Source organism: Arthrobacter sp. B2I5, assembly GCF_030816735.1.
GTDB lineage: Bacteria > Actinomycetota > Actinomycetes > Actinomycetales > Micrococcaceae > Arthrobacter.
The window spans coordinates 4,014,693-4,040,517 of record NZ_JAUSYF010000001.1 but is presented as its reverse complement, the minus strand read 5'-3'; the positions used below and the strand labels follow the sequence as shown (position 1 = coordinate 4,040,517).

Below are 25,825 nucleotides of genomic sequence, written 5' to 3'. Positions count from 1 at the left end.
ATGAACAGCTTGACGACGACGACACCCGGCGTGGGTGCCCGCCTCTACTCCACAGCGGACTGGTACGACGCCGAGTCGCTGCTCACAGAGGACGAGCGCCCAGTTTTGGCCCGGCTCCGGGATTTCCTGGACCGCGAAGCGAAACCCCTTCTGGCCGGGTACTGGGAGCGGGGTGAGTTCCCGGAGCAGCTCGCCCGGCCGCTGATCGACCTGGACCTGATGGAACCGGCTGAACTCACCCAGGATGGGCCTGCCCGCGGCATCTACCAGGGCTTCCGGATCTTCGAACTCGCCCGCACGGACGCCTCGCTGGCCACCTGGTACACAGCGCAGGCCGGTCTGTTCCGCACCGCCATCCGCGTCGGCGCTTCCGAAGACCAGCAGGCCGAATGGATGCCAAAGGTCATCGATTTCTCGCTCAAAGGCGTCTTCTCCCTGACCGAACCGGAGTCGGGCTCGGACATCGCAGGAGGCCTGTCCACCACAGCCCGGCGGCAGGCCGACGGCAGCTGGATCCTGGACGGTGCCAAGCGCTGGATCGGCGGCGCCGCCACGGCAGACGTCCTGGCCGTGTTCGCCCGGGACATCGCCGACGGACAGGTCAAGGCCTTCCTCGTGGACCGCAAGGCAGCGGGCGTCAGCCTGGAAAAGATCTCCGGGAAGACGTCCCTGCGGATGATGCAGAACGCCCACATCACCCTGACAGGCGTCCGCGTGCCGGAGGCCCTGCGCCTGCACAACGTGAACTCCTTCAAGGACGTCGCGGCGATGCTGAGGGCGATGCGCTCGGACGTTGCCTGGATCGCCACCGGCATCGCCGCCGGCGCGTTCGAAGCGGCCCTGGCCTACGTCAATCAGCGTCAGCAGTTCGGCCGCAGCCTTGGTTCCTTCCAGCTGGTCCAGGAGAAACTGGCCCGCATGCTGGGAAACGTCACCGCTTCCCTCTCCCTGGTGGTCCGGCTCACCGAGCAGCAGGCCAAGGGCATCTACCGCGACCAGGACTCGGCCCTGGCCAAGATGCAGACGTCCCTGTTCATGCGCGACACCGTCGCCCTGGCCCGCGAAGTGGTGGGCGGCAACGGCATCACCCTGGCCACGGACGTGGCCCGGTTCCACGCCGATGCCGAAGCCGTCTACTCCTACGAAGGCACCCACGAAATCAACGCCCTCATCATTGGCCGCGCCCTCACCGGCGAAAGCGCCTTCACCCGCTGAACCATACCTTCCTCACCCAAAAAGCAACTGCCAGGAGGCAACGATGCCCAATCTCGTCGTCGATTTCGACACCCTGCTCACCATGTCCGGCAAGGACCTGGGCACTACCGACTACCGCCAAATCACCCAGGAACAAATCAACCTGTTCGCCGACGCCACCGACGACCAGCAGTGGATCCACACCGATCCCGAACGCGCCAAGGACGGCCCGTTCGGCGCCCCCATCGCCCACGGCTTCCTCACGCTCTCACTGATCATCCCGTTCTGGGGCGAGCTGTTCGACGTCGACGGCGTCACCACCAAGGTCAACTACGGCCTGGACAAAGTCCGCTTCACCTCACCGGTCACTGTTGGTTCCAAGGTCCGCATGCACGCCACCATTGCGGACGTCACCGAGGTCAAGGGCGGCGCCCAGATCAAGGTCAACGCCACCATCGAAATCGAAGGCCAGGAACGCCCCGCCGTCGTGGCCGAATTCCTGGCCCGGTTCTACAAGTAAGCCGCTTCGACAAGTAAGCCGCACCACGGGGAGTAGCTCTTCACAACGCCGGCGGCGCCTCTTCCGGCACCGCCTCCGCAGGCAACCCCAAAAACCCCTTCCCTCCGTACCCCATCCCTCCTTCCTTAGGAACAGCCATGTCCGGACACACCACGCTCGCACCTGCGGGCACGGCCGCCAAGCGCAAGGAAGCGCGCACGGTCATCCTGTCCAGCTATCTGGGCAGCACCATCGAGTTTTACGACTTCCTGCTGTACGCCACGGCCGCAGCAGTAGCCTTCCCCAAGGTCTTCTTCACCGGAACGGACGAATGGGTGGGCGTGGTGGCCGCCTACGCCACCTTCGCCGCCGGATACGTTGCCAGGCCGCTGGGCGGGGTGATCTTCGGCCACTTCGGTGACAAGGTGGGGCGCAAGGGGATGCTGATCATCTCCATGGCCATGATGGGCATCGCCTCCACCCTCATCGGCCTGATTCCCGGCGCCGGCGTGATCGGGCCGTGGGGCGCCGTCATCCTGGTGCTGCTGCGCGTCTGCCAGGGCATCGCCGTCGGCGGTGAATGGGGCGGCGCCGCACTCATGGCCCTGGAGCACGCGGATCCCAAACGCCGCGGCTTCGCAGCCTCCTTCGTCAACGCCGGCGCCCCCACCGGCGCCGTGCTGGGCACCGTGGTGATGGGCATCTTCTCGGCCCTGCCGCAGGACGCGTTCCTGGCCTGGGGCTGGCGGGTGCCGTTCCTGCTGTCCTTCGTGCTCCTGATCGTTGGCATGTTCGTCCGCCTCCGGGTCTCCGAAAGCCCCATCTTCGCCGAGGCCGTGGCCAAGGAAGACGCACAAGGCGCCAAGCGCAAGATCCCGCTGTTGGACGTGCTGCGCCGGCCCAAGGCACTGATCATGATCATGTTCGCCGGCGCCGCCGGATTCGGCCTCCAGGTGGTCCTGCCCACGTTCTCGGTGACGTACGCCGTCTCCAAGGGGGCGCCCCAGCAGGGCGTGCTCTACGCCTTCGCCGGCGCCTCGGCCATCTCCATCCTCTTCGTGCTTCTGGGCGGCCGCCTGTCGGACCGGCTGGGCCGCCGGCCCGTGATGATCGCCGGACTGGCCCTGTTCATCGCCTACCTGTTCCCCATGTTCGGCATGCTGGGATCCGGCAACGTCGGCCTTGTCTTCGTGGCCTTCACCGTGGCACTGATCCTGCACTCATGCCTGTACGGGCCGCTGGCAGCCTTCGTCTCCGAACAGTTCGGCACCACGTCCCGCTACACCGGTGCAGCCGTCGGCTACCAGCTGGCCACCCTCATCGGCGCGGGCTTCACCCCGGGCATCATCGCCGGACTCTACAAGGACTCGGGCCAGAGCATCTTCCCGGTGGTGGTGTTCCTGTCCGTCATGGCACTGGTCTCGATTGTCTTCATCGCCCTGACGCGGGAGTCTAAGAACAACGACCTCACCACGGTCCGTTAGGAGAACCATGGACAACAACGGAGTTGGATCCTGGCTGCAGCGCCGCCGCCGGAAGTCGGGCGCCAAGGCTGCCCTCCTGTCAGGTGCCGGCCCCCTGAGCTACGAAGAACTCGCCGACAGGGCAGACCGCCTGGCCAACGCACTCCGGGACAGGGGAGTGGCCAAGGGTGACCGGGTGGCCTACCTGGGCGAGAACCACCCTTCCTTCGTGGAAACGTTCTTTGCCTGCGGCCTTGTGGGCGCCATCTTCGTGCCGCTCAACACCCGGCTCGCGCCGCCTGAACTGCAGTTCCAGCTGCAGGATTCCGGAGCCCGGCTCCTGGTCAACGCCGGCGTCCTTGAGGCGTCCGCCACCGCCGCGCTGGAAGGGACCGGCGTCACTCACCGCCTGGTGGTAACGGCCGACGGCGGGACGGCGCCTTCCGCAGCCACGTCACCGGCCGCCGTCGGGCCCTCTTTAGTGGCTCCGTGCGAGGCAACGCCATATGAGGGTGCGCTGCAGGCAGCAGCGCCGGACGCCATCGACGTGGCGGTGGGGCACGATGACGGGGCGATGATCCTCTACACCTCGGGGACCACCGGCAAGCCCAAGGGTGCCCTGCTGACCCACGGGAACATCACGTGGAACTGCATCAACACCATCGTGGACATGGATCTGAACCGCAATGATGTGGCACTGATGATCTCACCGCTGTTCCATGTGGCGTCGCTGGACATGGGCCTGCTGCCGATGCTGCTCAAGGGCGCCACCGTGGTGCTCGAGGCAAAGTTCGATCCCGCCAGGGTCCTGGAGCTGATCCAGGAGCACAAGGTGACCACCCTCAACGGCGTACCCACCACGTTCCAGCTGCTCTGCGAGCACCCGGGGTGGGCGGCGGCGGACCTCAGCTCCCTGGACAAGCTGACCTGCGGGGGCTCCGCCATTCCCCGCCGCGTCCTGGACGCTTACGAGGACCGCGGGATCGGATTCACCAGCTGCTACGGCATGACCGAAACGGCTCCCGGGGTCACCATGCTTCCGGTTGACAGGTCCCGGGACAAAGCCGGCTCGGCAGGCCTGCCGCACTTCTTCACCGACGTCCGGATCGCCGATCCCATGGGCGGCGCAGTGGCTCCCGGCGAGGTGGGCGAGATCCAGATTTCCGGGCCCAATGTGATCAAGGAGTACTGGAACCGGCCGGAGGCCACGGCAGCCAGCTACGCGGACGGGCACTGGTTCCGTTCCGGGGACATGGGGTACCGGGACCAGGAAGGCTTCCTGTTCGTCTCGGACCGGCTCAAGGACATGATCATCTCCGGCGGGGAAAACATTTACCCGGCGGAGGTGGAAGCAGTCATCGCGGAGCATGCTTCCGTCAGCAACGTTGCGGTCATCGGTGTCAGCGATGACAAATGGGGCGAGGTTCCCCAGGCGATCGTGACCCTGCGCGAGGGCGAATCGCTGACGGAGGAGCAACTGCGGAGCTTCCTGGACGGCCGGCTGGCCCGCTACAAGATCCCCAAGTCCCTGGTGGTGGTGGCGGACATGCCCCGCACGGCCAGCGGCAAGATCCGGAAAATGGAGCTCCGCAAGCAGCTTCATTGATCAGCCCGGCATGCCCGTATGGTTCCGCCGTTGTTACCGTTCACGGTCATCAATTGGCGGAACCATGCCAGCCAGTGCCAGCATAGTTGGATGCTTGAGGCAACTAAACCCCAGAATTCCCCGGGTGGGACGCCCGCCAACCCCGCGCTGGAAGCGGAAAGCAGGATCGCCCGCATCGCCGTGACGGTGTTCCCCCTGCTGGTGGTGGCCGCTGGCATTATCGGCTTCCTGCTCCCCGGGGTCTTCAAGCCGATGGGGCCCAGCGTTCCCTACCTGCTGGGCATCATCATGTTCTGCATGGGCCTGACCCTGACCCCGCCGGACTTCGCTGCGGTGGCCAAGCGGCCCTGGGCGGTGGCACTGGGAATCGTTGCGCACTACATCATCATGCCCGGCGCGGGCTGGCTGATCGCGGGCGCCCTTAACCTCGAACCCGAGCTGGCCGTCGGCGTCATCCTGGTGGGCTGCGCGCCCTCCGGGACCGCCTCCAACGTGATGGCGTTCCTGGCCAAGGGCGATGTTGCCCTCTCGGTGGCAGTTGCCTCTGTTTCCACCCTGATCGCCCCGATTGTCACCCCGCTGCTGGTCCTGTTCCTGGCTGGTTCCTACCTCCAGATCGACGCCGCCGGCATGGTGCTGGACATCGTCAAGACAGTGCTGCTGCCGGTGGTGGCCGGGCTCCTGGCCCGGCTCTTCCTCAAGAAGCTCGTCGCCAAGGTGCTGCCGGCACTTCCGTGGGCATCCGCCGTCGTGATCTCCCTGATCGTGGCCATCGTGGTGGCCGCCAGCGCCGGCAAGATCATCGAAGCCGGCGCCATCGTGTTCCTCGCCGTGGTGCTGCACAACGGCTTCGGCCTGGGCCTGGGCTACCTCGCCGGGAAACTCGGCCGCCTGGACGACAAAGCGCGCCGCGCCCTCGCCTTCGAGGTGGGCATGCAGAACTCGGGCCTGGCCGCCACGCTGGCCACCGCCCACTTCAGCCCGCTGGCAGCGCTGCCGTCCGCCGTCTTTTCGCTGTGGCACAACATCTCCGGCGCCATCGTGGCTGCCTGGCTTGCCCGGCGTCCGCTGCAGGAACGTCCAATGCAGGAGAGCTCGGGAAAGCCGGCCCTAGGCGCCTGACCTGCACGGCCATTGCCGGGCGGCACCAAAAACACCTGTTACCAGCAGCGTCTCCTGGGTACAGGACCCGGTAGGGACAACGTCGTTTTCGATGTTGCCTGCCGGTTCCGGACAGGAGATGGACAGATGACTCGGATTGACCGAATAGCTGAACCATGGGGGACAAGGACACCGTACGGCAGCGGCGGTGAATGGCCGGTCAGGGTGGACAGCCACCTGGCCGAGGGCGTGACCCCGGAGGACGTGGACAGGTGGGTCCAGACGGCGTCGCTCCTCCATTCCAACGGTGACGCCATGGATATTGCCGTCAAGGACAACAGGATCGTCGGGGTGCGCGGACGCGCGTCCGACCGGGTCAACCATGGCCGGCTGGGACCGAAGGACCTGTACGGCTGGCAGGCGAACGCGTCACCTGACCGGCTCACCAAACCCCTGATCCGTGAGGGCGGGAAGCTGGTGGAAACCGACTGGGACACCGCCATGCAGCGCGTGGTGGACCGGTCAAAGGCCCTGCTGGCGGAACAGGGTCCCAGCGCCATCGGCTTCTACACCACCGGCCAGCTTTTCGCCGAGGAGTACTACACCCTGGGGACGGTGGCGCACGGCGGCATCGGCACCAACCACGTGGACGGCAACACACGGCTCTGCACAGCCACGGCGGCCGAGGCACTGAAGGAATCGTTCGGCTGCGACGGCCAGCCCGGTTCGTACACGGACGTGGACCACGCGGACGTGATCGCGCTTTACGGGCACAACGTGGCTGAAACCCAGACCGTGCTCTGGACCCGGATGCTGGACCGGCTGGCAGGGCCCAACCCGCCCAAGATCATCTGCGTGGACCCGCGCATGACCCCCGTGGCCAAGGCCGCCACCGTGCACCTGGCCCCGCGGCCCGGCACCAACGTGGCCCTGATGAACGCCATCCTGCACGAGATCATCGCCAACGGCTGGGTGGACCAGGAGTACATCCAGGCCCACACCGTGGGGTACGCGGAGCTTGAAAAAGAGGTCAAGAACTACCCGCCCGCCCTGGCCGCGGAGATCTGCGGTGTCCCGGCGGAGCAGATCTCCGAGGCCGCAAGCATCATCGGCCACGCCGAGCGGCTGCTCTCCACGGTTCTCCAGGGTTTCTACCAGTCCAACCAGGCCACCGCCGCCGCCGTGCAGGTCAACAACATCAACATCATCCGCGGCATGCTGGGCAGGCCCGGCTGCGGCATCCTGCAGATGAACGGCCAGCCCACCGCGGAGAACACCCGCGAATGCGGGGCCGACGGCGACCTTGCCGCCTTCCGGAACTGGTCCAACGACGCCCACATCCAGGACCTGGCCAGGGTCTGGAACATCGACCCCATGTCCATCCCGCACTACTCGCCGCCCACCCACGTCATGCAGATGATGCGGTACGCGGAGGACGGCTCCATCCGGATGCTCTGGGTCAGCGGCACCAACCCCGCCGTCTCCCTCCCCGAACTGGCGCGGGTCCGCGGCATCCTGGAGCAGGAACGGCTCTTCCTGGTGGTGCAGGACATCTTCCTGTCCGAGACGGCCCAGCTGGCCGACGTCGTGCTTCCCGCCGCCACCTGGGGCGAAAAGACGGGCACCTTCACCAATGTGGACCGCACCGTCCACCTGTCGGAGAAGGCAGTGGATCCGCCGGGCGAGGCCCGGCCGGACCTGGACATCTTCATCGACTACGCCCACCGGATGGGCCTGCAGGACAAGGACGGGCAGCCGCTGATCAAGTGGCACGACCCCGAGTCCGCCTTCGAAGCGTGGAAGGAATGCTCCCGCGGCCGCCCCTGCGACTACACCGGCATCACCTATGACAAGCTGCGCGGCGGCTCCGGCATCCAATGGCCGTGCAACGACGAGAAGCCGGACGGCACCGAACGCATCTACGCCGACGGCAAGTTCTGGGCACACCCGGAATACTGCGAGACCTACGGCCGGGACCTCATCACCGGCGCGCCCGTGGATCCGTCCGAATACAAGGCCCTCAACCCGGAGGGCAAGGCCATCATCAAGGCCGCCGAATACGTGCCGCCGCACGAGCTGCCCAGCCGGGACTTCCCGCTGCAGCTCATCACCGGCCGCACGCTCTACCAGTTCCACACCCGCACCAAGACGGGCCGGGCGCCTGAGCTGCAGGCAGCCGCACCGGACGTCTGGGTGGAGTTGTCAGCGGACGACGCCGGCGCGTACGGGATTGCCGAGGGCGACCTTGCAGAGGTGGAGACACCCCGCGGTTCAGTCCATGCCAAGGTGCGGATCAGTGGGATCCGGACCGGCGTCCTGTTCCTGCCATTCCATTACGGCTACTGGGACACCGACGGCGGCCACCAGCCGGATGGGGCAGGCCGGGCCGCGAACGAGCTGACCATCACCGACTGGGACGCCGCCTCCAAGCAGCCCATCTTCAAGACGGCGGCGGCACGCATTACCCGGGTTTCCGGCGGTGACGGGCCGTCCCCGGCGCCCACCACCACTGCGTCGGCCCCGGCCGGGGACTTCCCGGAAGAGGCCAGGACCAAAGGCATTGCCTCCGCCCTGGCGGACGAAGCCACGGACACGGCAGGAGGGGCACGATGAAGTTCGGGCTTGTACTTGAGGAAATGCACCGCTCCGAAAATGACCTGGCGCACCACCTGCTGACCATCTCGGAGCGGCACAAAGTGGACCACGAGATCTACCATCTGGCCCGGGACCTGGCGCGCTGGTCACAGCAGCACGTGCGGGACATCGCCGCGATCGCCGGGAACTACGGCCAGGACCTGGATCCGGAGCCGCGCGGCGAAGCAGGGCTCATGGAAACCCTCCGCGAAAAGGGCAGCGAGATGGTGGGCCGCCGCCCGGAAACCGGGATGCTGCTGCTGCGGGACCTCCGGGAGCTGTACCTGAAGGCCTGCGGCGTCTCCGCCGACTGGGAACTGCTGGCCCAGGCTGCCCAGGGAATGAAGGACAAAGACCTCCTGGCCCTGGCCGAAAAATGCCACCCCCAGACCATCCGGCAAATGAAGTGGGCCAACGGCAAACTGAAGGAATCCGCCACCCAGGTCCTGGTCAGCTGAAAGGCCCGGGACCAGGGGTTACCCGGCGCTGCGGGCTTCCTGCAGGTGCGCCACCAGGGCCTGCATCTGCTGGGCGGTCCATGGCAGGGCCTTGCTGAGTTCGGCGGTGTTTTCGTTCCACATGGCTCGGGCTGCCTCCTTGGTGCCCTCGCTGCTGTGGAAGCGGGAGCCCAGTTCGTCCCAGCGGCGCACCAGGTCCCTGCCCTCGGGGCTGTTGGCGGGGATGCCGGCGTCGACCTGGCGCAGGCCCTCCTCAACCAGGCCGGCCCACTCGGTCCGTGCCTCCTCCGTGGCCTGCCGGCCCAGTTGGGTGCGCCGCTGGGCGAGTTCCCGGCGCTGATCTTCGGTGAAGTAGTTCTCAAACATGCTCATGCTTTCCAGTACGGTTACGAAGTAGGCGGGGGCGGCGTCCCCGTCGTGGTTGATTCGGTCCAGCAGCTCCCTGATGGTCCGCTGGAGCTGCTCCAGTTGCCGGGCCTGCCCGCCCAGGGCGTCCAGCTGGCGCTGCAGCAGCTGACGCATGGACTCCGGACCCCCGCCGGACTGGTCCAGTACGGCGGCGATCCCGCCCAGCGGCACGCCGAGGCTGCGCAAGGTCCGGATGCTGTAGAGGCGCCGGAGGTCCTGCCCTGTGTAACGGCGGTGGCCTGCCGGGGTTCGGACGCTTGCCTGGAGCAGCCCGATGCTGTCGTAGTGGTGCAGTGCCCTGACGGTGACGCCGGTCGCTGCGGCCAGCTCGCCAATGCTCCAGCAGTGTTCGTCCGGATGATCCATATCCCCACCGTAGGACCTGACGCAGCGTCAGGTTCAAGTCCTCGCCTTTACCGTTTTCAACCCGATGTCGGATGCTTCCCAAACGGGTTTCATTCAGTGAAACCGGCCGCGCGTCAGGGCCTGTCCATGGCCCAGAGTTGAGTCCATGAAGGCGGACGCCGGTATTGGTCCGCTCCCAACAACACAGGACAGAAACGGCGCGGCACACATGGAGTCAACGATGACGGCACTGCGGATCCAGCGGGGGATCGAGTTCGCCCGGCCACAGAATGCCGGGCCGCTGCTGCTGGACCTCTACCTCCCCGGCTCCCCGGCTGAAGGGCAGGAGCAGGGCGGGCGGCCTGCCGTGATCCATTTCCATGGGGGCGGCTGGCGGATGGGGGAGCGGTCCTCGCTGGGGCCCGGCGTGGACGGCTTCGGCCTGGGCCCTATCGAACAGCTGGCGCACGCCGGGTTCGTGGTGGCCTCCGCCGACTACCGGCTGACGGACGTTGCCACTTTTCCCGCCCAGCTGCTGGACGCCAAGGCGGCGGTCCGCTGGCTCCGCACCCACGCCGCTGAGTACGGGGTGGATCCGCGCCGGATCTACGCCTGGGGCGATTCGGCAGGCGGCCACCTTGCCGCCCTCCTCGGCCTCACCGCCGGAGCCGCGGAATTCGCTGACCCGGAGGGCGCCCTGGAGGCTGACGGGGACGACTATGTTGCGGCGGTTGTGGCCTGGTACCCGCCGACGGACCTGGTACGGATGGGTGGGCAGGCCAGGCCGGACGCCATTGCCCGCGCCGATGACCCCGGCTCCCGTGAGGCGCTGCTGCTCGGCGCCCAGCCGGCCGCCGCCCCGGACAGGGCCAGGGCGGCCAGCCCCCTTACCTACGTGCATCCGGGCGCGCCGCCCTTCCTCCTCATCCACGGAACGGCGGACCGGTTCGTCCCCGTGGAGCAGTCCACCGGCCTGGCCGAGGCGCTGGAAGGTGCCGGTGCCGTCGTCGAACTTCTCCTGCTGGAGGACGCGGACCATATGTGGCAACTGCCGGACGGCAGCAGCGCCGCGGCGGGGCAGGCAGCCGCCGCCACCATCGATTTCCTTTGCCGGCAGGCAAAGCAGCACTGACCACCACTTCCTCCGGAGCATGCGCCCCGGAACTGACCGAAAGGCCCCTCCATGCAGTTCATTGGCATCACGCACAACGGCGAACCCTGGGCGGCAGCGCTCGCCGGCTCGCGCATCCTCCCGCTCGCTGCCGTCGCCGATTTCTGGGCGGACGCGGAGGGCTGGCAGGACAAGGCAGCAGCCCTGGTGGCCGGCACGGCACAGCATGACGCGTCCGACGACGGCGCCTGGCTGGAGCGGGGCAGCGTCACCGAAGTGCCGCTGGTCCCGGCCTCCGCGCGGGTCATCTGCGTGGGCCTGAACTACAAGGCGCACGTGGCGGAAGGCAGCTTCAAGGACCAGGAGCTGCCGCCCTACCCCACCCTTTTTGCGCGCTGGACGGCGTCCCTGTCCGTGGGCAACGTCCCGGTTCCCGTCCCCGCAGGCGAGGCGGGGCTGGACTGGGAGGGCGAGGTGGCCGCGTACATCGGCCGGCGCGTGGAGTCCGCGGACGAGGACACCGCTGCCGACGCCGTCTTTGGATACTCCACCTTCAACGACATCACCTCGCGCAAAGCCCAGAAACTTACGTCGCAGTGGACCCTGGGCAAGAACGGCGACTTCAGCGGCCCTCTGGGTCCACTGGTCAGCCGGGACGAGGTGGGCGACCTGCGGGACGGGCTGCAGGTCCGCACCCGCGTCAACGGCATCGAAGCCCAGAACGGCAACACCCGGGACATGATCTTTTCCGTCCCGGCCATCATCGCGCTCATCAGCCAAACCTTCACGCTGCACCCCGGCGACGTCATTGCCACCGGAACCCCGGAAGGCGTGGGGTATGCCCGCACCCCTCAGTGGCTGCTGCAGCCCGGCGATACCGTCGAGGTGGAGATCGAGAAGCTCGGCACCCTCACCACGCCGGTGGGCGATCTTTCCCTCCGGAGCCGTGCCTGATGAGCACGTTCCAGAACGCCAAGTCCGCGGAGATCCCTGCGGAGGTGCGGGTCCTGGTCTCCGGCGGCGGCCCCAGCGGGCTGTTCCTGGCCCTGGACCTCGCCTCCCGCGGTGTCCCCAGCACCGTCATCGACCCGCGGACCACCGTTGACCCCACCCGGCCCCGGGCCAAAACCACCAACGCCCGCACCATGACGCACCTGCGCCGGCTAGGCCTGGCGGACGCACTCCGGAAGGCTTCACCGCTGCCGGTGGACTATGCCCAGGACGTCATCTTCTGCACCGGGCTGACCGGCCCATCGGCCCATGAACTGCGCAGGTTCCGCAACGCCTTCCAGCTGGTTCCCGGCACCTACGGTCCACAACCGGAGTGCGGCCAGCAGGTTCCGCAGCCGGTCCTCGAGGAGGTGCTCCGCGCCGCCGTCGCGGACAACCCGCTCGTCACGTTCGTGACCGGATGGGCCGTCCAGCAGGTGCGGGGGCCGGGCATTGCAGGAGGCGACGCCGGCCTTCCGGGCGCTGGTCCCGGCACCGGCACTCACGGTGAGGCAGCCGCGGCGCCGTACGCCGTCGTGGTGGCTGATGCTTCCGGCGCCCGGCGCACCATTCGCGCCGACTACGTGATCGGGGCCGACGGTGGCTCCTCCGCGGTGCGCCGCAGCCTGGGCATCCGCCTGGAGGGCGGCTCCGCGGCCCTGTCCAACATCAGCATCCTGTTCCGCTCGCAGTCCCTGGCCTCCGCCGTTTCGCTGGATCCCGCCGTGCAGTACTGGGTGGTGGGGTCGGAGACCTCGGGGATGGTGGGGCCCATGGACCTTGCCGAGACCTGGTGGGCAATTGTCCAGGGCGTTGATCCTGCCGTCACCGTCACTGCCGGCGATGCTGCCGCGATGGTCCGGTCCCTCGTGGGTGTTGACGTGGACGTCGAGGTGATGGCCACCGATCCCTGGACGGCCCGTATGCTGCTGGCCCCGGAGTACAGCCGCGGGAACGTCTTCCTGGTGGGCGATGCAGCGCACCTCAACCCGCCCTGGGGCGGCCACGGCTTCAACACCTGCATCGGTGACGCCGCCAACCTGGCCTGGAAGCTCGCCGCGGTCATCAACGGCTGGGCGGGCCCCGACCTCCTGGCCAGTTACGGGGATGAACGCCGGCCGGTGGCGGCCCGCACTATCCGTGACGCCGCGGAGAACGGCAAGGCCCTGGCCTACCACTTTGCGGACCCGGACCTTGCGCTCGCCGGTCCTGCCGGTGATGCCGCGCGCCGCGTCGCCCACGACGCCCTTGCCGTCAAGCAGAGCGAGTTCGACTCACTGGGCCTGGTGCTTGGCTACGCCTACGCCGGCTCGCCCGTGGTGGTGCCGGACGGTTCCTCCCTCCCCGCGGAGGACCCCATCCACTACGTCCCGTCCGCGGTTCCGGGCGCCCTGCTGCCGCACGCCTGGCTGGCGGACGGCACGTCGCTGTACAGCGTCCTGGGGAGGGGTTTCACCCTGCTGGGCGACGCCGGCGCGCTGGGCGGTGTGCCGGCGGTGACGGTGTTCGAGCCGGTGCTGGCGGCCGCTGCCCGGCAGGGCATTTCGGTGACCGTTGCCGCCGTCGGACCCTCCGCCGAAGGAACTGTGCTGTCGGCACTCTGGGGCGCCGACGCCGTACTGGTCCGGCCGGACCAGCACGTGGCCTGGCGGGGCAACTCCGCCGCCGCCGCGGCTGATGCCCTTGCTGCGGCCGCCGGCTGGGCCAGGCATGCCCAGGAACCGCTTTCCCGAACCATCAGCTTCCCTTGAGAACACCAGGAGTCCCCGTGTCGACGCCGTCATTCCGTGATTACCTGTTTGCCCCGGACCACCCGCGCGTGGCGGACATCCGGGGCCTGAACGCCCGCGAGTACGCAGAAGCGGCCAAGAGCGACCCGTTCGCCGGGCCCATGATCGAAGGCTGGCAGAAGCTGTACCCGCAGCCCTTCACCGGCATCACCAGCGATGGCGTACTCCGCGAAGGCTTGTATCCGCTGGCGCCCGCGCGGCCCGGGGAGGAAGCGCCCACCGCGGGGATGGTGGCCGCGGCCCGCAAGCTGCTCGGTGCCGTCACTCCTGGCCAGGCAGAGAAGCTCAGCTACGCCGTGGATGCGCCGGAATGGCAAAGCTGGGCCAACCCCGAATTCATGCAGCACGACACCGGGCTGCGCCTGGACGAGCTGGAACCGCCCGTCCGGGACGCGGTCCTGGGGGTGGTGGAGGCGTCCCTGAGCCCGGCCGGTTTTGAGCTGGTGCGGAACCTGATGCGCATCAACGGATTCCTTGGCGACCTGGTGGAGCTGCCGCTGCTGATGAACGAATTCAGCTACAACTTCGCGCTGTACGGGGAACCGTCCGAGACCGAGCCTTGGGGGTGGCAGCTCTTTGGCCACCACGCGGCACTGAACTGCCTGGTGGTGGGGACGCAGCTGGTGATCTCACCCGTTTTCATGGGCGCGGAGCCGGACATGATCGACGCCGGACCGCACCGTGGCGTGAAGGTGTTCAAGGAGCGCATCGCGCTGGCCCGGCAGTTGATGGGTACGCTGCCTTCTGAGCTGCGCGCCGGGGCTGTTGTGTACGGGTCGATGGTGGACCCAGCCATGCCCGAGGGCCGCCTCCACCCGGGCGATGAGCGGCATCTTGGCGGCTGCTTCCAGGACAACCGGGTGATCCCGTACGAGGGGATCCGCGTGGCGGAGATGCCCGCGGAGGCCCGGGAGCTGCTGGACGCGGTGGTGGATGACTTCATCGCCTATTTGCCGGACGGGCCCCGCGCCGCCCGCCGTCGGGAAATCCGGGAGCACTACGGGGAATCGTTCTTCAGCTGGATCGGCGGCTGGGAAGGGGAGGAAGCCTTCTACTTCCGCCTGCAGAGCCCGGTGGTGGTGCTGGAACTGGACCATCACACCGGTGTGTTCCTCAGCAACGACCAGTCCGCCCCGTTCCACATGCACACCGTGGTCCGCACCCCCAACGGAAACGACTACGGCCGCGAACTGGTCAAGCAAGCCACCTCCTAACCCCCCCATCGATTGCTGAGTAACTGTCGTTTTCGGGTCCGATAACGGCAGCTACTCAGCAATGGATTGGGTATTAAGTCCGGCACTACTGTTTCCCGTATTTGCGGTGCACGGCCTGCTTGCTCACGCCCAGGCACAGGGCAATCGCTTCCCAGGACAGGCCGGCCTGCCGTGCGCGCCGAACCAGGGATGCCTCGGCCCGGCCCACCTCTTTTTGCAGTTCGGCCACCGCATACAGGGCCTCCGCGGGTCCTTTCCCGTCCATTGATCCCACCAGCGTCTTCATCCGCTCCACCTCCATGCCGTCAACATTAGTTGACAGAGAAATGGCCCGTCAATAGATGTTGACGGGCCATTTCCGTCCGGCGGTTTGGTCCCTGATTTCCTTTCGGAAGCCCGGGCCTTCGCGTTGAATGAAAATCTCATCGAGTGCTCCGTAACTGCCGTTATCAGCGCTCAAAAGGGCAGGTACGGAGCAATCGATGGGGTGTTTGGCCGGGCTACGGGATGTCGAGTGCAGCGCGGCGCTGCGGCGGCGGGCCCACCACCGTCAGGTCCATCTCGGCCTGGGCACGCCCGAAGCCTTCCATGTCCATGTAGGGCTCGCCGCCCTCGGTGTACATGTAGTCCTCAGTGGGCTGGTTGAAGTACTCGAAGAACCCGTTGAACACGGAGGGCGTCAGGAAGCCCACCATCTGGGTGTTATGGGCGTCGAACGCGAACGAGTGGATGGTCCCGGCGGGGGCGTGGACAAAGTCGCCCTTGGTCAGGAGCATCTCGCGGCCGTTGGCATACAGCCACATGCGGCCCTCCGTGCAGAGGAAGTTCTCCGTGTGCTCTGAATGGAAGTGCAGGGGAATGTAGGGGCTCTTGGCCCCCTTGGTGTGCACGGCGAAATAGTTCGAACCGGTGTTGGCCGGCCTGGACAGATAGGTGAACATCGTCTGGTAGCTGACCAGCCGCTCACCCTCCCCGGCACTCAGGAAGTAGGGGCTCTGGGCAGGCGGAAGGCCGGCGTCGTGCTTGAACGACGGCGCCACGCGCTCCACATCCGGGAACGTGATGCCGAACTCGGCGCCCACCTCGGCCTGCTCCTGAAGGCCGGCCTGGTGTCCGGGGCGCACCGGCGGTACGTGCGAACCGATGGGCGTCCCCACCCGCTCGTAGTACTTTTCCCCCCCGCCGGGCGTCATCCAGTTCAGGAAGCGGGTGTAGTGGCTGGCCATCCGGTAGGCGTGCGGGGTGTTCGGCGGGATGACCACCGAGTCGCCCGGGGTGAGGATCCTGCTCTCGCCGGGCAGCCAGACGTGCAGGATCCCGTCGAAGACGTAAAGGGTCTTGTGCTCGATGCTGTGGCTGACGAAGGGGGACTCGGCCCCCATGCCGCCGGAGATGTAGGCCGCGCTGAAGATGCCGCCCGTATCGGCGGTGCGGGCGATGACCGTCACCAGCTGGCCGTTGATTTCGTAGCGTGCGCCCTCGCCCGACGCCATGTAGTACGGGACCGCCTCTCCGGGCAGCGCGTTGGCCGCCGGGAGCTGCTTGTTCATTTCCTCAACGCTGAGGGACATGGTTTCCTTCTTTCCAGTCGGCCGGTCTTTGCCGGAGCGTGACCTACATCATGGCTGCCCAGCGCTCGGGCCACGAGTGGGGATTCCAATGGTTGAAACCCAAACGCGGCCGGCCGTCGTCCCCCTGCTAGCCCTCACATTCCTTGCAGTACTTCTTGCCATCCTTCTCCCGGGCCAACTGGCTGCGGTGGTGGACCAGGAAGCAGGACATGCAGGTGAATTCGTCTGCCTGCACCGGGACCACCTGGATGAGGAGTTCCTCGTTGGAGAGGTCCGCGCCGGGCAGCTCGAAGCTGTCCGCCAGGTCCGTTTCGTCCATGTCGGGAGCAGCCTCCCGGCGGGCGGACTTGTCGGACTTCAGCTCCTCCAGTGCCACGTTCGGCTCTTCCTCGGGCGTCACCCGCGGAGCGTCGTAGTCAACTGACATGTGGTGTGTTCTCCTGTCCAGCTGCTGTTGTCCAGATTGTTCCGGACAGATCGACAACGCCGGACGCGGGCAACAAATTCCCGCGCCGGGCTGGACGCCGGCGATAGGCTCCGGCAAGCGGTGCGGCGGTTGGTTCCGGACCGCTGGTGTTTATACGGAAGGATTGTCGCGCAGCGCCAGGGCGGCCTGGACCATTGCGGCGTGGGTGAGGCACTGCGGATAGTTGCCCAGGAAGGCGCCGGAGGCCGGGTCCACTTCTTCACTGAAGAGGCCCAGCGGGGACGCCAGGTTCAGCAGCGCGCCGAAGGTTTCCAGTGCCTCCTTTGTCCGGCCAGTCGTGGCCAGCGCTTGCACCAGCCAAAATGAACAGGGCTGGAAGGCGCCCTCGCCGCCCTCCAGCCCGTCCTGGCCGGGCGGGTACCGGTACAGCAGGGGCCCGCCGGCGCCCAGTTCCTTCCACACTGCGTCAATGGTTCGCCGGACCACCTCGGATGCGGGGTCCTCCAGCCCAATCAACGGAAGGACCAGCAGGGCGGCGTCGAGATCCTTGGATCCGTAGGTCCGCGTGTAGCAGTTACGGTCGGGGTCCACTCCTTTGCTCCGGATCTCAGTCCCCAGCTGGTTCAGGGCGGACTGCCAGCGCCGCCGCTGGCGGTTGCCCAGCCGGTGGGTGGCGCCAATCCGCAACGCCCGGTCCAGGGCGAGCCAAGCCATGAGTTTGGAGTGGACGTGGTGGGCTGCGTCGGCCCGGATCTCCCAGATCCCCGCATCCGGCGCGGACCAGGTATCCGCCACCATGTCCGCGAACCCGCGCATGGCCCGCCACGTCTCCGAATACAGCCGATGGCCGCCGTCAACGAGCACCCATGCGGCGTCCAGCACCCAACCGTACCCGTCGAGCTGGTGCTGCCCGGCCGCGCCATTGCCGGTGCGCACCGGCACGCTGCCTGCATATCCCTGCCACCCGCGTAGCACCCGCTCCCGGGGCACCCTGCCGCCGGACAGCGTGAGCAGCGCCGGGAGCCGGGGCCGCTGGAGCCGGCTGGCATGCAGCAGCCACCCCAGGAATCCCAGGGCTTCGTTCGTTTTCCCCGCGTGCAGGAATGCGGCCACGCCGATGCTGGCGTCCCGGGGCCACGCGAACCGGTAATCCCAGTTCCGGATGCCGCCAGGATTCTCGGGCAGCGATGTGGTGGGGGCCGCCACTGGTGCACCTGACGGCGAATAGGTCAGCAGCCGCAGGGTCAACAAGCTCCGCAGTACCTGTGGACGGAAGGGGATGCCGCCGTCCACCTCCCCGGCCCAGTCCTCCCACCGCCGCTCGTCACTGCACACCAGATTCCAGGCCGCTTCCGGATCCACGTGGATGAGCGGTTCCCCATAGGCGACGGCGAGGACAAGCGTCACCGGCCGCCCGGGGTGCACCACCACCACCGGCTGCTGGTCGCCGGCCGGCAGCGGGCATCCCTCGCTGAAGCCCAGCGACACCGCAAGCGGGCCCCATTCACACACCAGGTCCTGGCCACGCCTGCTGACGCGCGGCCGGCGGTGGTTCTCGCCGAGCCGTGGTGTGAAGCGGACGACGGCGGCGACCGGACCACCATGCGCGCTCAGCCGCCGGACGAAGAGCGTGGTGGGCAGGAGCGCGCCGGACACCTCCGCAACCATGGCCTCGGTCAACGTCAGCTGGCCACCACCGGAGGACCATGTTGTTTCGAGCGTGGCGGTGTTGCCGCGGTAGCGCCTGCTTACCAGGTGTGCGGCTCCGGCAGGCCCGGTCACGAACTGCCCGGCCTCCCGTCCGCCGAGCAGGGCACCGAAGATTGGCTCGCCGTCGAACGTGGGGGCGCACATCCAGTCCACTGACCCCGTGGAGGAGACCAAGGCTGCGGTCCGGGTATCACCGAGCAGGCCGTAGTCACCGATCGGCGGGGGCTGCCAGGAATCCGCAGGGAAGGGTGCGACGGCGGCGCGCGGCTCAGGAGCCGCGTGCAGCTCGGGTGTGGCCGGCTTTGGTCCGGGTGCGGTTTTCACAATGCTCGCAGCAGGAGGCCAAGCACGGTGCCGTACGCAACGTGCGCGAGGATCGCCACGGCCGGGGTTTGGATGCCGTAGTTCAGGCCCAGCAGGCCCGGCGGTTCCAGCACCGCTGTGCTGGAGGGGCCCGCCCGGGTGGAAGCCATCCTTGGATGAACGCCGGGCAGCAGCGGCAGGATGACCGTCAATGCCACCCCCACGTGGAGCAGTCCCAACAGTGCGCCGATCCACCAGGTGGCCCTGCCCAGGAGTGCGAAGGCCGCGGCATACCCCAGGGCAAAGACCTGGCCTACCGCGAGATGGATGAAGAAGCCGGCAACCCGGGCCCGGTCGGGATCAGGCGTCACCAGGGTGCCCAGCACCAGCGGCAGGTCCAGCCGGGTCAGGCCGGCCATCTGGGCCGCAATCATGATGAGCGTCAGGAGGGCGGTTGCCATGAGGCCGAAGAGCCCCCACCCTTGCCAGTCCATCTCATACCGCCCAACCGTGTAGCCGCTGGGCGGGGGAGCTGCTTCCGCCGGAGGGGAAGTGAGATTCTCTTTGATTGAGCATCGGTGCCTCGCTCTAAAAATAAGTATCTTGAATTTAGAACCGACCGGCCAAAGTGTCAAGTAGGTAGACTAGGCTACCTACCGATGCCGTAAGGAGCCCCAATGACCCTTTCAAGCCCTGCATCGCCGGGCCGCCGTCCTGCCCGCGAACTGCTGCTTGAGGCGGCCGCACGCCTTTTCTATGCGAATGGCGTGGCTGCCACAGGCATCGATGCGATCACCGCGGAAGCGGGAGTGGCCAAGAAAAGCCTTTACAACAATTTCAGGTCAAAGGCTGATTTGATGGCCGCATACCTCGAAGCCCGGCACGGGGAATGGCTGGGGCTTTACCGCAGCCGGCTGGAAGCGGCCGGCACTCCGCGGGAAGAGGTCCTCGCGGTCTTCGACGCCTACCTGGACCACGCCAACTTCGCCTACCAGAACGGTTTCAGGGGCTGCGGTCTGCTCAATGCCGCGGCGGAACTGCCGGCCGGGGATCCCGGCAGGGCTGCCGTGCGGCGCCACAAGGAACAGGTTCAGGAGCTCCTGTCGAAGCACGTGGCCGCGCTGTTGCCGGGCCGGGAAGAGCAGGCTCCGGGTCTTGCTGCACATCTGGCTTTCCTGCTTGAGGGAGCCATGGCCAGGGCGGGTCTCGAAGGAAACGATGCACCGCTGCGGGATGCCCGGTCCATCGCCACGCAACTCCTGGATGCCCTGTGAACAACACGCCTCACCACCAGCAGGCCCGGCGTTGGGGAGCGTTGTCCGTCGTGGCAGCATCGATCCTCTGGGGGACCACCGGAACGGCGGCCACCTTCGCGCCGGCAGTGAGCCCGCTGGCCATTGGCGCCGTGGCCATGGGGCTGGGCGGACTGCTGCAGGCGGTGTACGCCGCGCGCCATATCGCCGCCCAGTGGGGCAGGCTTCATACGCGGTGGCGCCTGGTGTTGCTCGGCGCGACGGCGGTGGCTGTCTACCCTCTGGCCTTCTACAGTTCCATGCACCTTTCCGGAGTGGCCGTGGGAACCGTGGTCTCCATCGGTTCGGCGCCGGTGGCCGCGGCCCTTATTGAACGTTTCGCCGATGGAAAGCGGCTAAGCAGGCAATGGATTTTGGGGGCGATGGTTGGAATCGGCGGAGCCGCCCTGCTGTCCCTTGCCGGACATTCGCCGGCGCCCAACGAGCCGGGCCCCGGACCGGATTCCTGGACCTCGACGGCGGGAATCCTCCTGGGCCTGCTGGCCGGAACCACGTATGCCCTGTATTCCTGGGCGGCCCATCGCCTGACCGGCCAAGGTGTCACCTCCCGGGCCGCCATGGGGGCCGTCTTCGGGCTCGGCGGCATCCTCCTGATGCCGGTGCTTGCCGCGACCGGCGGCCCGCTGCTGGAGTCCTGGCAGGCCGCCGGTGTGGGCGCTTATATGGCGGTGGTGCCGATGTTTGCCGGGTATCTGCTGTTCGGCTGGGGGCTGGCCCGGGTGGGGGCGAGCACGGCCACCGGCATCTCCCTGCTCGAAACCGTGGTGGCAGCCGTCCTGGCCCTACTCGTGGTGGGGGAACGGCTCCCGGCACTTGCCTGGCTTGGCGCCGCCGTCGTCCTGGCCAGCCTGTTCATCCTGACGCCGCGGCGGCAACCCGGGGCAGCAGAAGGGCGCCGCGCAGGCGCAACAGCTGCGCCAAGCGCACCACCACCAAGGTAATTAACCGGTGATTTGCCGGCCCCCGCTCCGGGCCAGCACCGTGGGACCGAGCAGCAGGCAGGCACCCAGCCCCAGCAACAGAACCCCCAGCACCACCGCGCCAGGAGCCGGCAGCCCGGCCCCTGCAATGATGAGCACCAGGCCGACCAGTGCCGCAGCACTCCCCGGGAACAGCCCGGCGGGGAAACGGCGCGCCGGATAGCCGGACAGCAGTTCCATGGCCAGATGGGGATCGTCCGCGATCAGCCCCAGTTCCAGCTCCTTGAGCAGGCGTCGCTCCTCATCGGACATTGGCATGGCGGGCCCCTGTTTCCTTGGGCAGCGGTATCGGTATCGACCGTAGGAGTCTTCTACCGGTTAGTCAATAGTCCCGGCGCAGGGCTGGAAGCGCCCTACCGCCGTCGCAATTCCGCGAACTCGATGGACGGGACAATGGCACCCGCGTCCCGCTCCACGAAGTTGGTTCCCGGCGGCACCAGCTCATCGATGGCGTCCAGTGCGGTCTCGCCCAGCTGGACGTCCGCCGCACGCAGGTACGCCTGAAGGTGCTCGCTGCTGCGCGGGCCGATGATCACGCTGCTGATGGCGGGATGGGTCAGGGCAAAGCCCACGGCCAGGTCCACCAGCGACAGCTCCAGCTTGTCCGCCAGCCGGGCGAGCGAGTCAGCGGCAAGCAGCTTCCGCTCACTCGAGGGCCCGGAGATGTCGTAGCGGCCGGGCAGTGTGTGCACCCGGGTGGGCGGCTTGCCTGATTCGAGGACAAAGCTGCCGGACAGCCAGCCGCCGGCCAGCGGACCGTAGGCAAGCACCCCCAGGCCGTACTGCTGGGCGATTGGCAGGACGTCGCGTTCATTGCCGCGGACCAGCATGGAGTACGGAACCTGATTGCCCAGCGGCGGGATCAGGTGGTTCGTGGTGGCCAGCCATTGTGCCTCCACAAGCTGCGCCGGCGTGAACACCGAGGTGCCGTAATACAGGATCTTGCCCTGGCGGATCAGGTCATTAAGGGTGGTGATGGTCTCCAGGACGTCGGTGTTGTAGTCCGGCCGGTGCGCCTGGTACAGGTCGATGCGGTCTGTCTGCAGCCGTCGGAGGCTGCCCTCGACGGCCTGCATGATCCAGCGCCGGGAGTTCCCGGAGTGCGCCGGATTGGGGCTCATCTGGCCGTGGAACTTGGTGGCCAGGAAGACGTCGTCCCGGCGGCCGCGCAGCGCCCTGCCCACCACCTGCTCGGACTCGCCCTGCGAGTAGACGTCGGCGGTGTCGATTGCCGTGATGCCAGCGTCCAGGGCCGCATGGATGATGCGAATGCTTTCATCCGCACCGGTGGGGGCGCCCTGGGAGCTTCCGTTCCCCTCGCCGAAATTCATGGTGCCAAGGGTGAGGGGACTGATGGGGGTCCCCGACCGTCCGAACACCCGCAGTTCGCTCAGGCTCATCTGCGGTTTCCTCCATTCAGTTGCCGTGCCTTGGATCGTCATGAGGCTACACAGCTGGGAGGGAGCGCCGCAGATTTCCGCCTTAGTCCTTCTCTTTTCGTCGCACAGGGTAACCGGGGCCAGCGGGGATGACGTTTTGTGGCGCGCAAACGGCCGGGCATCATGCCTATATTGGGGATGGGCACCATCAAGAGTGACGACCAGTTCGTCCAGCTGCACGACCTCATCATCGGCAGCAGCAACGTGGCTGACTTCCTGAGGGAGCTGTCCACTGTTGCGGCTTCCACACTCAGCGGCGATGCAGGTGCGCCCATCGAGTGCGGGGTGACCCTCCGACGCCGCAAACGCAATGTCACCATTGCCGGCAGCAGTGAACGCGCGGTGGTCCTGGACAAGCTGGAGCAGGCCCTGGGGGAGGGCCCGTGCCTCGCGGCGCTGGAGGTCATGAGGCCCATGGTCCTGTCCAACGTGGAGACTGATAACCGCTGGCCCAACTACCAGAAAGTCCTGGCCGAGAATGGCTGCGGCAGCGTCCTGGGCGTCCCCCTTGCCCTGGACGAGCACCAGTCCGCGGCGTTGAACTTCTTCGCCGCGGAGCCTGACGTCTTTGCTCCCGACACCGTCCACCGGGCTGAAGCGTTTGCCGATCTCGCATCCCGTGCACTGCGGCTGGCGCTGCGGATCGCCGACACCCAGAGCCTCGCGGATGACTTGAAGGCCGCCATGGCGAGCCGTACCACCATAGACCTTGCCTGCGGCGTGATCATGGCCCAGAACCGGTGCAGCCAGGACGAGGCCATGGCCCTGCTCACCAAGGCGTCCAGCCACCGGAACCAGAAGCTGCGGGACGTTGCCGCCGGAATCCTGGGCCGGGTCAGTGACGGGGCAGTGCGCACGCACTTTGATCCGTAGACCATGCCCTGGGCCCGTCAAGACCCGCCCGCGTGCAGTCCTGGTTTCGCCTCCGCGCCGCCCTGCAATAATCTGAACCAACGGTTGTGCACGGGGGTGTCGGCGCCCGGTACAACAGCAGCACTGTAAAGTTCCGGGACCATCACAGACGAGGCGGACGCCCATGACGGCTTCAGACCAACAGCATGCAGAACGGCCAACCACCACGGCAGGGCCTCCAGCCACTGCCCCTGGGCCGGTCGATCCGCACCTGCTGCAGCGGCTGGCGGACGCGCACGGCGTGGGCACGTCCTTCCAGGGCTGGGACGGGCTTCCGCACGCCGTTGCCCAGGAGACCCTGATCAAGGTGCTGGCCGCCCTCGGCGTTGAGGCACACACCAACGGGCACATCGAGGCTGCCCTGGCGGAAGCGGAACTGGCGCCGTGGCGGCGCATGCTGCCGCCCGCCGTCGTTATCAAACAGGGCGAGCCGGCCCAGGTGCCGGTCCACGTCCGTGACGGTGCCACTGCGCGCCTTGCCGTCAGCCTGGAAGGGGGAGCCGGGGAGCGGGCGGCGGTCCAGCAGGATCTCTGGGTCCAGCCCAAGGAGGTCGACGGCGTGTCCATGGGACGTGCCACATTCTCCCTTCCCGAGGACCTTCCTTTGGGCTGGCACACCCTGCATGCGGAGTCGGAAGGTTCCACCGCCACCGCCACCCTGGTAGTGACGCCGGCACGGCTGGCCACGGCAAAGCCGCTGGAGGAACGCCGCGGCTGGGGGCTGGCCACGCAACTGTATTCGGTCCGCTCAAAGCGGTCATGGGGCGTCGGCGACTTTGCGGACCTGGCCGACCTGGCCGCCATCAGCGGCGCGCGCGGTGCCGATTACGTGCTGGTGAACCCGCTGCACGCGGCTGAGCCCGTTCCGCCGGTCCAGCCTTCGCCCTATTCGCCGTCCACCCGCCGTTTCTTCAACCCGCTGTACATCCGCGTTGAGGCCATTCCTGAGCTCGCTTACCTGAAGCCGCGCAGGCGCGCCGCCGTGGAGAAGCTTCGCGACGAAGTGTCCGGCCTGAACAGGGAGGGCGCGCGCCTGGACCGCGACGCCGTTTATGCCGCGAAGCTGCAGGCACTGGAAATGCTCTACCACACGCGCCGTTCACCCGCCCGGCAGGCCGCCTTCGACGAGTTCTGCCGCGTTTCCGGCAGCGGCCTGGAGGACTTCGCGCTGTGGTCGGCCATCCGCGAGGACCTGGCGCCGGACGATCCGCTCTGGAAAGACCCCGCCTACGCCATCGGAACCCCGGAAGCGGAAGCCCTCCGCACCAAGCTGGCGGACCGGATCGGGTTCCACCGCTGGCTGCAGTGGATCTGCGACGAACAGCTGGAAAACGCCCAGAAGGCAGCGCTGCGGTCGGGCATGCGGCTGGGCGTGGTGCACGACCTCGCCGTGGGCGTGGACCACAGCAGCGCCGACGCCTGGACGCTGCGCGGCGTGCTGACCCCCAACACCAGCGTGGGGGCCCCGCCGGACATGTACAACCAGCAGGGCCAGGACTGGGGCCAGCCGCCGTGGCACCCCGCGCGGCTGGCCGAGGCGGGCTACGAACCGTTCCGCAACATGCTGGCCAACGTGCTCCGGCACGCCGGCGGCATCCGTGTGGACCACATCCTGGGCCTGTTCCGGCTGTGGTGGATTCCCATGGGGAATGCTCCGGGGGACGGCGCCTACGTCCGCTACGACCACGAGGCCCTGATCGGCATCCTCGCCCTTGAGGCGCACCGCGCCGGCGCCGTGGTGATCGGGGAGGACTTGGGTACCTTCGAGCCATGGGTGCGTGACTATCTTGCGGCCCGCGGGATCCTGGGCACGTCCATCCTTTGGTTTGAGTACGACGGCGATTCGCCCCTTGCGCCGGAAAAGTACCGGACGCAGGCGCTCGTCAGCGTCAACACCCACGACCTCCCGCCCACCGCCGGTTACCTTGCCGGGGACCACGTGGGGCTGCGGAGCCGGCTGGGCCTGCTGGAGCGGTCCGAGCAGGAGGAGCGTGCGGAGCACAACGCGTCCCTGGAGAAGATGTTCGCCCTGCTGCGCGAACGCGGTTACCTCTCCGAAGGCGCGGCCGGTGGTGCTCAGGGGCAGGCGTCCGAGCAGCACACCATCGAGGCGCTGCACCTCCTGCTGGCGCAGGCGCCGTCGGTACTGCTCGGCGTGGCCCTGGTGGATGCGGTGGGGGAGCGGCGGGTCCAGAACCAGCCCGGGACCACGGAGGCCCTCTACCCCAACTGGCAGGTGCCATTGGGCGGCCCTGACGGCAAGCCCGTCTACCTCGATGACCTTCCCGCGAACAAGCGGTTCAACTCGCTGCTTGCGGCGGTGGAGGGAGCCCTGCACGAAAAATAGGTTGGAGAAT

Annotated in this window: 23 protein-coding genes; 15 read left to right on the top strand and 8 right to left on the bottom strand. The window is 67.5% G+C overall.

Going from position 1 to position 25,825, the window contains the following annotated elements; translation table 11 throughout:
* The 7 genes from QFZ60_RS18720 to QFZ60_RS18690 all read left to right on the top strand — a co-directional run bounded on the left by QFZ60_RS18720 (position 1) and on the right by QFZ60_RS18690 (position 8,955).
* Positions 1-1,215 (top strand): acyl-CoA dehydrogenase family protein, encoded by a 1,215-nt coding sequence (locus QFZ60_RS18720; RefSeq protein ID WP_307092430.1) that lies wholly within the window; start codon positions 1-3, stop codon positions 1,213-1,215.
* A 43-nt stretch (positions 1,216-1,258) separates the two neighbouring features.
* Positions 1,259-1,714 carry a MaoC family dehydratase gene (locus QFZ60_RS18715; RefSeq protein ID WP_307092428.1) on the top strand — a complete coding sequence of 152 codons (456 nt, stop codon included), beginning with the start codon at positions 1,259-1,261 and terminating at the stop codon, positions 1,712-1,714.
* Positions 1,715-1,851: 137 nt separating this feature from the next.
* Positions 1,852-3,177, top strand: a complete 1,326-nt coding sequence (locus QFZ60_RS18710; RefSeq protein ID WP_307092427.1) for an MFS transporter — start codon at positions 1,852-1,854, stop codon at positions 3,175-3,177.
* A 7-nt stretch (positions 3,178-3,184) separates the two neighbouring features.
* Positions 3,185-4,762, top strand: coding sequence for an o-succinylbenzoate--CoA ligase (gene menE, locus QFZ60_RS18705; protein ID WP_307092426.1), 1,578 nt, complete (start codon positions 3,185-3,187; stop codon positions 4,760-4,762).
* 90 nt (positions 4,763-4,852) lie between these two features.
* Positions 4,853-5,884, top strand: a complete 1,032-nt coding sequence (locus tag QFZ60_RS18700) for a bile acid:sodium symporter family protein (protein WP_307092425.1) — start codon at positions 4,853-4,855, stop codon at positions 5,882-5,884.
* Positions 5,885-6,010: 126 nt separating this feature from the next.
* A complete protein-coding gene (locus tag QFZ60_RS18695; protein ID WP_307092424.1) occupies positions 6,011-8,476 on the top strand; it encodes a molybdopterin oxidoreductase family protein in 2,466 nt (821 codons plus the stop codon).
* Positions 8,473-8,955: a hypothetical protein gene (locus tag QFZ60_RS18690; RefSeq protein ID WP_056337926.1), complete on the top strand. Its 483-nt coding sequence runs from the start codon at positions 8,473-8,475 to the stop codon at positions 8,953-8,955. The genes QFZ60_RS18695 and QFZ60_RS18690 overlap by 4 nt, the downstream gene beginning before the upstream one ends.
* A gap of 18 nt (positions 8,956-8,973) precedes the next feature.
* Here QFZ60_RS18690 and QFZ60_RS18685 read toward each other — a convergent pair whose 3' ends face one another.
* The gene (locus QFZ60_RS18685; protein WP_307092423.1) at positions 8,974-9,729 is read right to left on the bottom strand and encodes a MerR family transcriptional regulator; all 756 of its coding nucleotides are present in this window, start codon (positions 9,727-9,729) and stop codon (positions 8,974-8,976) included.
* A 220-nt stretch (positions 9,730-9,949) separates the two neighbouring features.
* Between QFZ60_RS18685 and QFZ60_RS18680 the strand changes: the two genes are divergently transcribed.
* From QFZ60_RS18680 to QFZ60_RS18665, 4 genes are read left to right on the top strand one after another with little or no spacing between them, the layout of a single operon-like run.
* Positions 9,950-10,840, top strand: a complete 891-nt coding sequence (locus QFZ60_RS18680; protein WP_307092421.1) for an alpha/beta hydrolase — start codon at positions 9,950-9,952, stop codon at positions 10,838-10,840.
* 51 nt (positions 10,841-10,891) lie between these two features.
* A complete protein-coding gene (locus tag QFZ60_RS18675) occupies positions 10,892-11,773 on the top strand; it encodes a fumarylacetoacetate hydrolase family protein (RefSeq protein WP_307092420.1) in 882 nt (293 codons plus the stop codon).
* Positions 11,773-13,560 (top strand): FAD-dependent monooxygenase, encoded by a 1,788-nt coding sequence (locus QFZ60_RS18670; protein ID WP_307092419.1) that lies wholly within the window; start codon positions 11,773-11,775, stop codon positions 13,558-13,560. Before QFZ60_RS18675 ends, QFZ60_RS18670 begins: the two co-directional genes overlap by 1 nt.
* A gap of 17 nt (positions 13,561-13,577) precedes the next feature.
* Positions 13,578-14,813 carry a DUF3500 domain-containing protein gene (locus QFZ60_RS18665; protein ID WP_307092418.1) on the top strand — a complete coding sequence of 412 codons (1,236 nt, stop codon included), beginning with the start codon at positions 13,578-13,580 and terminating at the stop codon, positions 14,811-14,813.
* An 85-nt stretch (positions 14,814-14,898) separates the two neighbouring features.
* On the opposite strand, the gene QFZ60_RS18660 is transcribed toward QFZ60_RS18665, so the two are convergent.
* The 5 genes from QFZ60_RS18660 to QFZ60_RS18640 all read right to left on the bottom strand — a co-directional run bounded on the left by QFZ60_RS18660 (position 14,899) and on the right by QFZ60_RS18640 (position 19,318).
* Positions 14,899-15,114 carry an AsnC family protein gene (locus QFZ60_RS18660; protein ID WP_142119318.1) on the bottom strand — a complete coding sequence of 72 codons (216 nt, stop codon included), beginning with the start codon at positions 15,112-15,114 and terminating at the stop codon, positions 14,899-14,901.
* A gap of 199 nt (positions 15,115-15,313) precedes the next feature.
* Positions 15,314-16,384 (bottom strand): quercetin 2,3-dioxygenase, encoded by a 1,071-nt coding sequence (locus tag QFZ60_RS18655; protein WP_307092416.1) that lies wholly within the window; start codon positions 16,382-16,384, stop codon positions 15,314-15,316.
* A 127-nt stretch (positions 16,385-16,511) separates the two neighbouring features.
* Entirely contained in the window at positions 16,512-16,811 is a 300-nt protein-coding gene (locus QFZ60_RS18650) for a DUF4193 domain-containing protein (protein ID WP_056337946.1), read from the bottom strand.
* Positions 16,812-16,961: 150 nt separating this feature from the next.
* Positions 16,962-18,845: a glycoside hydrolase family 15 protein gene (locus tag QFZ60_RS18645; protein ID WP_307092414.1), complete on the bottom strand. Its 1,884-nt coding sequence runs from the start codon at positions 18,843-18,845 to the stop codon at positions 16,962-16,964.
* Positions 18,842-19,318: a hypothetical protein gene (locus tag QFZ60_RS18640; RefSeq protein WP_307092413.1), complete on the bottom strand. Its 477-nt coding sequence runs from the start codon at positions 19,316-19,318 to the stop codon at positions 18,842-18,844. The genes QFZ60_RS18645 and QFZ60_RS18640 overlap by 4 nt, the downstream gene beginning before the upstream one ends.
* Positions 19,319-19,501: 183 nt before the next feature.
* Here QFZ60_RS18640 and QFZ60_RS18635 point away from each other — a divergent pair, with 183 nt between their 5' ends.
* A complete protein-coding gene (locus QFZ60_RS18635; RefSeq protein WP_307092411.1) occupies positions 19,502-20,098 on the top strand; it encodes a TetR/AcrR family transcriptional regulator in 597 nt (198 codons plus the stop codon).
* The gene (locus QFZ60_RS18630) at positions 20,095-21,078 is read left to right on the top strand and encodes a DMT family transporter (protein ID WP_307092410.1); all 984 of its coding nucleotides are present in this window, start codon (positions 20,095-20,097) and stop codon (positions 21,076-21,078) included. The genes QFZ60_RS18635 and QFZ60_RS18630 overlap by 4 nt, the downstream gene beginning before the upstream one ends.
* Here the strand turns inward: QFZ60_RS18630 and QFZ60_RS18625 are convergent, their stop codons facing one another.
* On the bottom strand, positions 21,079-21,375 hold the full coding sequence (locus QFZ60_RS18625; RefSeq protein ID WP_307092408.1) for a DUF3040 domain-containing protein: 297 nt from the start codon (positions 21,373-21,375) through the stop codon (positions 21,079-21,081). It lies immediately after the preceding gene.
* Between the two features lie 95 nt (positions 21,376-21,470).
* A complete protein-coding gene (locus QFZ60_RS18620; RefSeq protein WP_307092407.1) occupies positions 21,471-22,517 on the bottom strand; it encodes an aldo/keto reductase in 1,047 nt (348 codons plus the stop codon).
* A 177-nt stretch (positions 22,518-22,694) separates the two neighbouring features.
* Between QFZ60_RS18620 and QFZ60_RS18615 the strand changes: the two genes are divergently transcribed.
* On the top strand, positions 22,695-23,429 hold the full coding sequence (locus QFZ60_RS18615; RefSeq protein ID WP_307092405.1) for a GAF and ANTAR domain-containing protein: 735 nt from the start codon (positions 22,695-22,697) through the stop codon (positions 23,427-23,429).
* A 163-nt stretch (positions 23,430-23,592) separates the two neighbouring features.
* Positions 23,593-25,815, top strand: coding sequence for a 4-alpha-glucanotransferase (malQ, locus tag QFZ60_RS18610; protein WP_307092404.1), 2,223 nt, complete (start codon positions 23,593-23,595; stop codon positions 25,813-25,815).
* Positions 25,816-25,825 lie beyond the last annotated feature (10 nt).

Excerpts from the sequence above, each read along its gene's own strand:
- QFZ60_RS18720 (WP_307092430.1), top strand. The coding sequence starts at position 1 with ATGAACAGCTTGACGACGACGACACCCGGCGTGGGTGCCCGCCTCTAC.
- QFZ60_RS18715 (WP_307092428.1), top strand. The coding sequence starts at position 1,259 with ATGCCCAATCTCGTCGTCGATTTCGACACCCTGCTCACCATGTCCGGC.
- QFZ60_RS18710 (WP_307092427.1), top strand. The coding sequence starts at position 1,852 with ATGTCCGGACACACCACGCTCGCACCTGCGGGCACGGCCGCCAAGCGC.
- menE (WP_307092426.1), top strand. The coding sequence starts at position 3,185 with ATGGACAACAACGGAGTTGGATCCTGGCTGCAGCGCCGCCGCCGGAAG.
- QFZ60_RS18700 (WP_307092425.1), top strand. The coding sequence starts at position 4,853 with ATGCTTGAGGCAACTAAACCCCAGAATTCCCCGGGTGGGACGCCCGCC.
- QFZ60_RS18695 (WP_307092424.1), top strand. The coding sequence starts at position 6,011 with ATGACTCGGATTGACCGAATAGCTGAACCATGGGGGACAAGGACACCG.
- QFZ60_RS18690 (WP_056337926.1), top strand. The coding sequence starts at position 8,473 with ATGAAGTTCGGGCTTGTACTTGAGGAAATGCACCGCTCCGAAAATGAC.
- QFZ60_RS18685 (WP_307092423.1), bottom strand. The coding sequence starts at position 9,729 with ATGGATCATCCGGACGAACACTGCTGGAGCATTGGCGAGCTGGCCGCA.
- QFZ60_RS18680 (WP_307092421.1), top strand. The coding sequence starts at position 9,950 with ATGACGGCACTGCGGATCCAGCGGGGGATCGAGTTCGCCCGGCCACAG.
- QFZ60_RS18675 (WP_307092420.1), top strand. The coding sequence starts at position 10,892 with ATGCAGTTCATTGGCATCACGCACAACGGCGAACCCTGGGCGGCAGCG.
- QFZ60_RS18670 (WP_307092419.1), top strand. The coding sequence starts at position 11,773 with ATGAGCACGTTCCAGAACGCCAAGTCCGCGGAGATCCCTGCGGAGGTG.
- QFZ60_RS18660 (WP_142119318.1), bottom strand. The coding sequence starts at position 15,114 with ATGGAGGTGGAGCGGATGAAGACGCTGGTGGGATCAATGGACGGGAAA.
- QFZ60_RS18655 (WP_307092416.1), bottom strand. The coding sequence starts at position 16,384 with ATGTCCCTCAGCGTTGAGGAAATGAACAAGCAGCTCCCGGCGGCCAAC.
- QFZ60_RS18650 (WP_056337946.1), bottom strand. The coding sequence starts at position 16,811 with ATGTCAGTTGACTACGACGCTCCGCGGGTGACGCCCGAGGAAGAGCCG.
- QFZ60_RS18640 (WP_307092413.1), bottom strand. The coding sequence starts at position 19,318 with ATGGACTGGCAAGGGTGGGGGCTCTTCGGCCTCATGGCAACCGCCCTC.
- QFZ60_RS18635 (WP_307092411.1), top strand. The coding sequence starts at position 19,502 with ATGACCCTTTCAAGCCCTGCATCGCCGGGCCGCCGTCCTGCCCGCGAA.
- QFZ60_RS18625 (WP_307092408.1), bottom strand. The coding sequence starts at position 21,375 with ATGCCAATGTCCGATGAGGAGCGACGCCTGCTCAAGGAGCTGGAACTG.
- QFZ60_RS18620 (WP_307092407.1), bottom strand. The coding sequence starts at position 22,517 with ATGAGCCTGAGCGAACTGCGGGTGTTCGGACGGTCGGGGACCCCCATC.
- QFZ60_RS18615 (WP_307092405.1), top strand. The coding sequence starts at position 22,695 with ATGGGCACCATCAAGAGTGACGACCAGTTCGTCCAGCTGCACGACCTC.
- malQ (WP_307092404.1), top strand. The coding sequence starts at position 23,593 with ATGACGGCTTCAGACCAACAGCATGCAGAACGGCCAACCACCACGGCA.